Genomic DNA, 5,997 nt, shown 5'->3' with positions numbered 1-5,997 from the left:
CACCAGCACGGCGGGATCGCGATCGGCGTAGTCGCGCGAGCCGTTGCGCAAGTCCAGCCAGTTCGGTCCACGGAAGTCGCGCGAATAGGCCTGGCCGCGCGGCCGCGAGGTGCCGAGCTGCTCCTCGAAGCCCTTGAGCTCGTCGAGCGCGGTGAGGAGCGTCCACGCTTTCAGGCGGTCGCCGTCGGTGGCGTCGGGCACAAGCCTGACGATGCCGCTGCCGCGCCCCAGTGCGGTTTCGAAATTGAAGATCACCTCGATAGTGTTGGTCCCGGCACGCGTCACCCAGCGCGGTGGCGCTCGGTTCGGCGCAATCTTGAAGCTGCCCGGCGCAGCCTTTGCCGCGAGCGTTGTCAGCTCCCGCTTGATCGAGTCGCCGCCGCCGATCGTTTGCAGGTTCCAGCTTAGTGCCAGCACATCGCGCCAATAGCTGTCGGCGAGGAAAAGACGATCCAGCGCAGCGCTATCGGCTGCGCCCAGCGTTAGCTCGACCTCATCGAGCCAGGCTTGCGCGGATGCGACAATGTCCTTGGTCCTGTCCAGCATGCGCGACCTCGTGCCGTCTCCGCGGCGTTTCCTCTACGGTCGAAAGCTATACTGTTTCGCAGACGGCCAATAGCCGATTACCCGAGCAGTGAGAACATGTGGCCCTGCTTCAGCGGAATGCGCTCGTTGAGAGAGACCTGCGGCACCCTCGTGGTGTTCGAGGAGGGGCACGCGAAAAAGGCTCCACCTTGGTGGAGCCTCCCTCGCGCTCTTGGGATTCACTGCCGCTGGCGTGGCGGCGAGCGGAACATCCCTACCTCACCCGCGTGCCGGCGCCGTACAGCTCACGCTCACGGCCGACATCGTCGGGTGACAACGGCGGGCTTGCGGCATCGAAGCCGTTCCAGCCGGATTTTTGCCAGGCGGCGCTCCGTTCCTGCAGGTTCACGGCCTTCTCGTGCAGAAGGGCATCGAGACGTGTGCTGTCCTGGTCGGGTACCCGCGCCGATACCAGCGTTCCGCCGCGACGGACGCCCTCCGCGTAGCGCGACGCATCATCCTTGGAGACGCCGGCTTCGGTCAGCGCGCCAACGATGCCGCCCGTCGCGGCGCCGGCCGCGGCACCAACTGCGGTCGAAGCCAGCCATCCGGCGGCAACCACCGGTCCGAGTCCCGGAATGGCCAGCAGGCCGAGTCCGGCAAGCAGGCCGGCCGCGCTTCCGAGGCCTGCGCCGATGCCGGCACCCGTGCCGGCACCTTCGGCGCGATCGTCGACGCCGTCGCGATCACGGTCAACCTTGCCGGTGGAGGAGCCGTACCAGTTATCGGAATTGTTCGCGACGATGCTGATGTCGGAGTGCGGCACGCCCGCGGCCTCCAGACGCCTGACCGCACGTTCCGCATCCGAATAGGTGTCATAGAGTCGAGAAATAGTGGTCGTCATGTTTCATCCTCCTTACTTGGCGGGGTTCACGTTGCCCTGGAAATCGACGCTCACGTCCGCCTTGGTCCCGGCCTTGTCGGCCTTGCCGCGCCAGACGCCGTTGTCGTCCTTTTGCAGTCCGGAAACATTGGAATAACCCGCGCCCTCGATCTTCGACTTCGCCTGGCCCTCGGTGAAGCTGTTGCGGCCCGCGACCGGTGCGTTGGAGTTGTTGTGATCAGAGCTGTTGACGGCGTTGTTGCCCGGCCCGCTCTGCGCAGGCTGTGACTGTGCACTGACAGGCGCTGATCCGAGCAGCAGCAGAGCTGCGGCGAGCATGGTGAGACGAGACATTTTTTATTCTCCGGCTGTTGATTGTGCCGGTCGACAACAGGCGAGATTCGAATTGGTTGCTCTTCCATTTGCGACGGAAGCGCGCGTCTTCAATCTGCCGAATATTGGAGAGGCGCAGGAACGATTGCCACTCGTTCCCGTTTATGCGGTCCCGCACTCTCGGACGGCGTTGCCTGTCCTCACATCGTCCAATAGGGCTCCCGCAGCTTGCGCTTGAGAATCTTTCCCGTGGCCTCGCGCGGCAGCGCGTCACGGAATTCGACGTCCTTTGGCACCTTGAAATTGGCAAGCCGCCCGCGCAGGAACGATCGGACGGCGTCGGCCGAGAGCTCGGCATCCGATTCAGGCTCGACAAAGGCGCACAGCCGTTCGCCGAATTCCGCGTCGGGGATGCCGAACACGGCACAGTCGCGCACGCCGGGCATTCCGATCAGCACGTTCTCGATCTCGGCGGGATAGATGTTGACGCCGCCGGAGATCACCATGTCGCGCTTGCGATCGCACAGGAACAGATAGCCGTCCGCGTCGAGATAACCGACGTCGCCGACGCTGACCAGGCCGTCACGGCCGGCTTCGGCCCTTGCCTGCGACCTGCCGTGATAGTCGAAATCGGGCACTGACGTCTGGCGCATGTAGATTTCGCCGACTTCGTTTGCACCGCACGGGCTGCCGTCATCGCGGAAGATCCTGACGATGCCGCCTTCGATGGGGCGGCCGACCGTGCCAGGCTTCTTCAGTGCTTCCTCGGCCGAGTGCCACACCGGGATCCCGGTCTCGGTGGAGCCGAAATATTCGTTGATGACCGGTCCCCACCAGTCGATCATGGCGCGCTTGACGTCCGGCGGGCAGGGGGCGGCGCCGTGCACGACGAAACGCAGCGACGACAGGTCGTAGCGCTGCCTGACCGCTTCGGGCAACCGCAGCAGCCGGACGAACATGGTCGGTACCATGTGAATGTGCTTGACGCGGTGGCGCTCGATCAGCGCCAGCAGCTCCTCGGCATCGAACCGCGCCTGGAGGATGATGGTGCAAGCGCTGCGGAACGCCAGCATGCCGTAGGAATGCGGCGCCGAGTGATACATCGGGCCGTTGATCAGCACGATTTGGTCTTCCCGCGGCTTGATGCCATAGGCGATCCCGCCCACGCGTTCGGAGGCGGCCGCCTGTTCGGGCTGCATCGGCATGCGCCGCACGCCCTTCGGCATGCCCGTGGTGCCGGATGTATAAATCATCGCTGCGGCCCGCCGCGGCGGCTCCTGCGCTTGCGGATGGTCGTCGCGCCAGCGGTCCCAATCGGTCAGTCCCACCGGGATCTCGGTCAGTTCCCCAGGGATCGAAAAGGTCGCTGCGAGTTCGGGCGGCGTCGCGACGACCAGGAGAAGGACATCCGCCGGTACGCCGTCGCGGATCTGCGGCAGCAAATCCGCGTGGCAGACCAGGATCTTCGCCCCGCTGTCGGCCAGGATGTAACGGACCTCCTCGGCCTTCAAATGCCAGTTGATCGGCACCACCGGACTGCCCAGCGCGGCCGAGGCCGCAACCACCTCGAACAGAGCGAAATCGTTGCGCAGCATCATCGCGACCGGCGCGGCCTCGGCAAGCCCCAGGGCGCGGAAGCCGCTCATCGCCCGCCTGATCCGAGCCCGGATGTCGTCATAGCTGATCTGGCGTTCGCCGCTGATGATCATGGCGTCTCCTCATCCCGCTCGTCTAGCGATCATCCAGCACGTCGCCGAAGCCGACCCAGCTCTTGCCATTGAAGCGCCGGAGCTGAAGCTGCTGGAACGGCAGATAGTCGTCGGGGCCGGTCGTAACCGCCATTCCCGGCAGCAGCAGCGGCAGCTTCACATCCTTCAACGAGGCCGCCTGGCGCATGATGTTGTCGCGGCTGATATCATCCTTGCACCCCTTCAGCACCGTCATCAGCAGCGTGGCATAGTGATAGCCCGCGGCGTAGTTGGAGTTGGAGAGGTCCGCGGCCGGCATGTAGCGCTTCATGAAGGCGAAGTATTCCTTCACGCCGGGATCGTCGACCCATTGCGGGTCCATCGTGTCCTTCTGATTGCTCGACGAGATCAGGCCGACCGCGTTGTCGAGCCCTGCCGGTTCCAGGAAAGAGATCGACGACGCCGAGGTCGGCACGAAGAACAGCTCCGGCTTCCAGCCGATCTCGGCCACGCCCTTGACCATTTGCGAGGTGAACTTGCCGAGCACGACGCCGAACAGCACGTTGGCGCCCGAGGCCTTCAAGGTCGAGAGTTGCGAGCTGATCGTCGGCGCGCTGGTCTCGTAGCTCGCTTCCGCGATGATCATGCTTGCGGCCTTAGGCCCGAGCGCTCGCTTGAAGCCGGCGACATAGTCGCGGCCGAAATCGTCGTTCTGCGAGAGGATCGCGATCCTGGCGTTGGGCTTGGCCTGCAAAATGTATTTGGCATAGACCACGCCCTCGGATTCGTAGGCCGCCATGCCCGGCATGGTCCACGGGTTCTTCTGCGGATCGGCCCATTTGGTGGCGCCGGAGAGCACGAACAGCTGCGGCACTTTCTTGGCGTTGAGATAGCGCTGCACGGCGCTGTTGGTGGCGGTGCCGAGCGAGCCGAACATCATCAGCACCTCTTCTTGCTCCACCAGCTTGCGGGTCTGCTCGACGGTCTTCGGCGGCGAATAGGCGTCGTCCAGCGTGATGAACTTGACCTTGCGGCCGTTGATGCCGCCTTCGGCATTGACCTTCTCGAAGAACGCTTCCTGCGTCCGTCCGATCGCGCCGAAGCCGGAGGCCGGGCCGCTGTAGGGCAGGGTCTGCCCGATGCGGATCTCGTCGCTGCCTTCGGCATGGGCGCTGCCGCCGGCGAGCATCAGCAACGACATCCCGATCAGTGCGGCTGCCAGCTTCATGGTGTCCTCCCGTTTTATTGTCGGTCCGAGACGTCAGGCGCTGACGCGCATCAGGAAATCCTGTCGGGCCTGGTCGAATTCCCGTTTCATCCGGTCGACGAGCTCGGCGACCGGCGGCGCGTCGGCGATCTGGCCGATACCCTGGCCCGAGCCCCAGATGTCGCGCCACGCCTTGGACTTCATGTTGCCGCCGGAGCCGAAATTCATCTTCGTCTTGTCGGCCGCCGGCAGATTGTCCGGATCGAGCCCGGCCGCGGCGATCGAAGGCCCGAGATAGTTGCCGTGCACGCCGGTGAAGAGGTTGGTGTAGACGATGTCATGCGCGGTGTGCTGCGTCAGCGCCGACTTGTAGGCTTCGTCAGCGTTGGCTTCCTTCGTCGCGATGAAGCGCGTGCCCATATAGGCGAGGTCGGCGCCCAGCGTCAGCGCGGAGGCGATCGCGAAGCCGTCGCTGATTGCGCCCGACAGCAGGATCGCACCGTCGAACCATTGTTTGACCTCGCGTACCAGTGCGAAAGGCGAGAGCGTTCCTGCATGTCCTCCAGCGCCGGCGCAGACCAGGATCAGACCGTCGACGCCCTGCTCGGCGGCCTTGCGCGCGTGCTTGACGTTGATGACGTCGTGGAACACGAGGCCGCCGTACGAGTGTGCGGCCTCGACGAGCTCGGCGGGCGGTCGCAGCGAGGTGATGATGATGGGCGCCCTGTGCTTCACACAGGTCTCCATGTCCTTCATCAGCCGGTCGTTGGAGGCGTGGCAGATCTGGTTGACGGCGTAGGGTGCGACCTTCTTGCCGGGATTGCGCGACTTGTATTCGCCGAGTTCGTCCTCGATGCGGCTCAGCCATTCGTCGAGCTTTTCCACCGGACGGGCATTGAGTGCCGGAAACGAGCCGACCACGCCGGCCTTGCACTGGGCGATCACCAGCTCAGGGCCGGAGACGAGGAAGAGCGGCGAGCCGACCACGGGCAGCTCGAGCGAATCCTTCAAGAGAGCGGGCAGCGCCATGATGTCCTCCCGGAAACGCAGCCCGCCGGCAGGCGGATGACGAGGCGTTTCCTTCTTTGATTGTCGCGGGCGAGTTGCCGCCCATGTTTCATTTGACGTCATTATAGGGGTTGGAGTGGGGCCTCTTATCGTTCAATATTGAACGGACGACTTTTCAGATTTGAACAGAGGCCGCTCATGGACTGGGACCTTTGCAAGACCTTCCTCGCGGTCGCCGATACCGGCAGCTTCACCGGCGCGGCGCGCCGGCTGCACAGCAGCCATCCCACCGTCAGCCGCAAGATTGCGGCGCTGGAAGCCCAGCTCGGCACCAGGCTGGTGGCGCGTGCCGC

Annotated in this window: 6 protein-coding genes and 1 pseudogene; 1 reads left to right on the top strand and 6 read right to left on the bottom strand. The window is 64.5% G+C overall.

Annotation, left to right across the window (positions count from 1 at the left end):
• The 6 genes and pseudogenes from IVB32_RS01595 to IVB32_RS01570 all read right to left on the bottom strand — a co-directional run.
• Positions 1-546, bottom strand: a pseudogene (locus tag IVB32_RS01595) (monooxygenase); the annotation flags it as partial.
• 253 nt (positions 547-799) lie between these two features.
• Positions 800-1,429: a general stress protein gene (locus IVB32_RS01590; RefSeq protein WP_018453227.1), complete on the bottom strand. Its 630-nt coding sequence runs from the start codon at positions 1,427-1,429 to the stop codon at positions 800-802.
• Positions 1,430-1,441: 12 nt separating this feature from the next.
• Complete coding sequence (locus tag IVB32_RS01585) at positions 1,442-1,762, bottom strand: hypothetical protein (protein WP_026232489.1); 321 nt, start codon at positions 1,760-1,762, stop codon at positions 1,442-1,444.
• A 179-nt stretch (positions 1,763-1,941) separates the two neighbouring features.
• Positions 1,942-3,450, bottom strand: coding sequence for an acyl-CoA synthetase (locus IVB32_RS01580; protein ID WP_247299279.1), 1,509 nt, complete (start codon positions 3,448-3,450; stop codon positions 1,942-1,944).
• A 22-nt stretch (positions 3,451-3,472) separates the two neighbouring features.
• A complete protein-coding gene (locus IVB32_RS01575) occupies positions 3,473-4,657 on the bottom strand; it encodes an ABC transporter substrate-binding protein (RefSeq protein WP_018453230.1) in 1,185 nt (394 codons plus the stop codon).
• Positions 4,658-4,690: 33 nt separating this feature from the next.
• Positions 4,691-5,665, bottom strand: a complete 975-nt coding sequence (locus IVB32_RS01570; RefSeq protein WP_018453231.1) for a nitronate monooxygenase family protein — start codon at positions 5,663-5,665, stop codon at positions 4,691-4,693.
• A gap of 177 nt (positions 5,666-5,842) precedes the next feature.
• On the opposite strand from IVB32_RS01570, the gene IVB32_RS01565 reads away from it, so the two are divergent.
• Positions 5,843-5,997, top strand: a 155-nt coding sequence (locus IVB32_RS01565; RefSeq protein ID WP_247409646.1) for a LysR family transcriptional regulator, incomplete at its 3' end; no start/stop codon positions are given.

Origin of the sequence: Bradyrhizobium sp. 23 (assembly GCF_023073295.1) — a bacterium.
Classification (GTDB): domain Bacteria; phylum Pseudomonadota; class Alphaproteobacteria; order Rhizobiales; family Xanthobacteraceae; genus Bradyrhizobium; species Bradyrhizobium canariense_D.
This window is presented reverse-complemented; position numbering and strand designations above follow the sequence as displayed.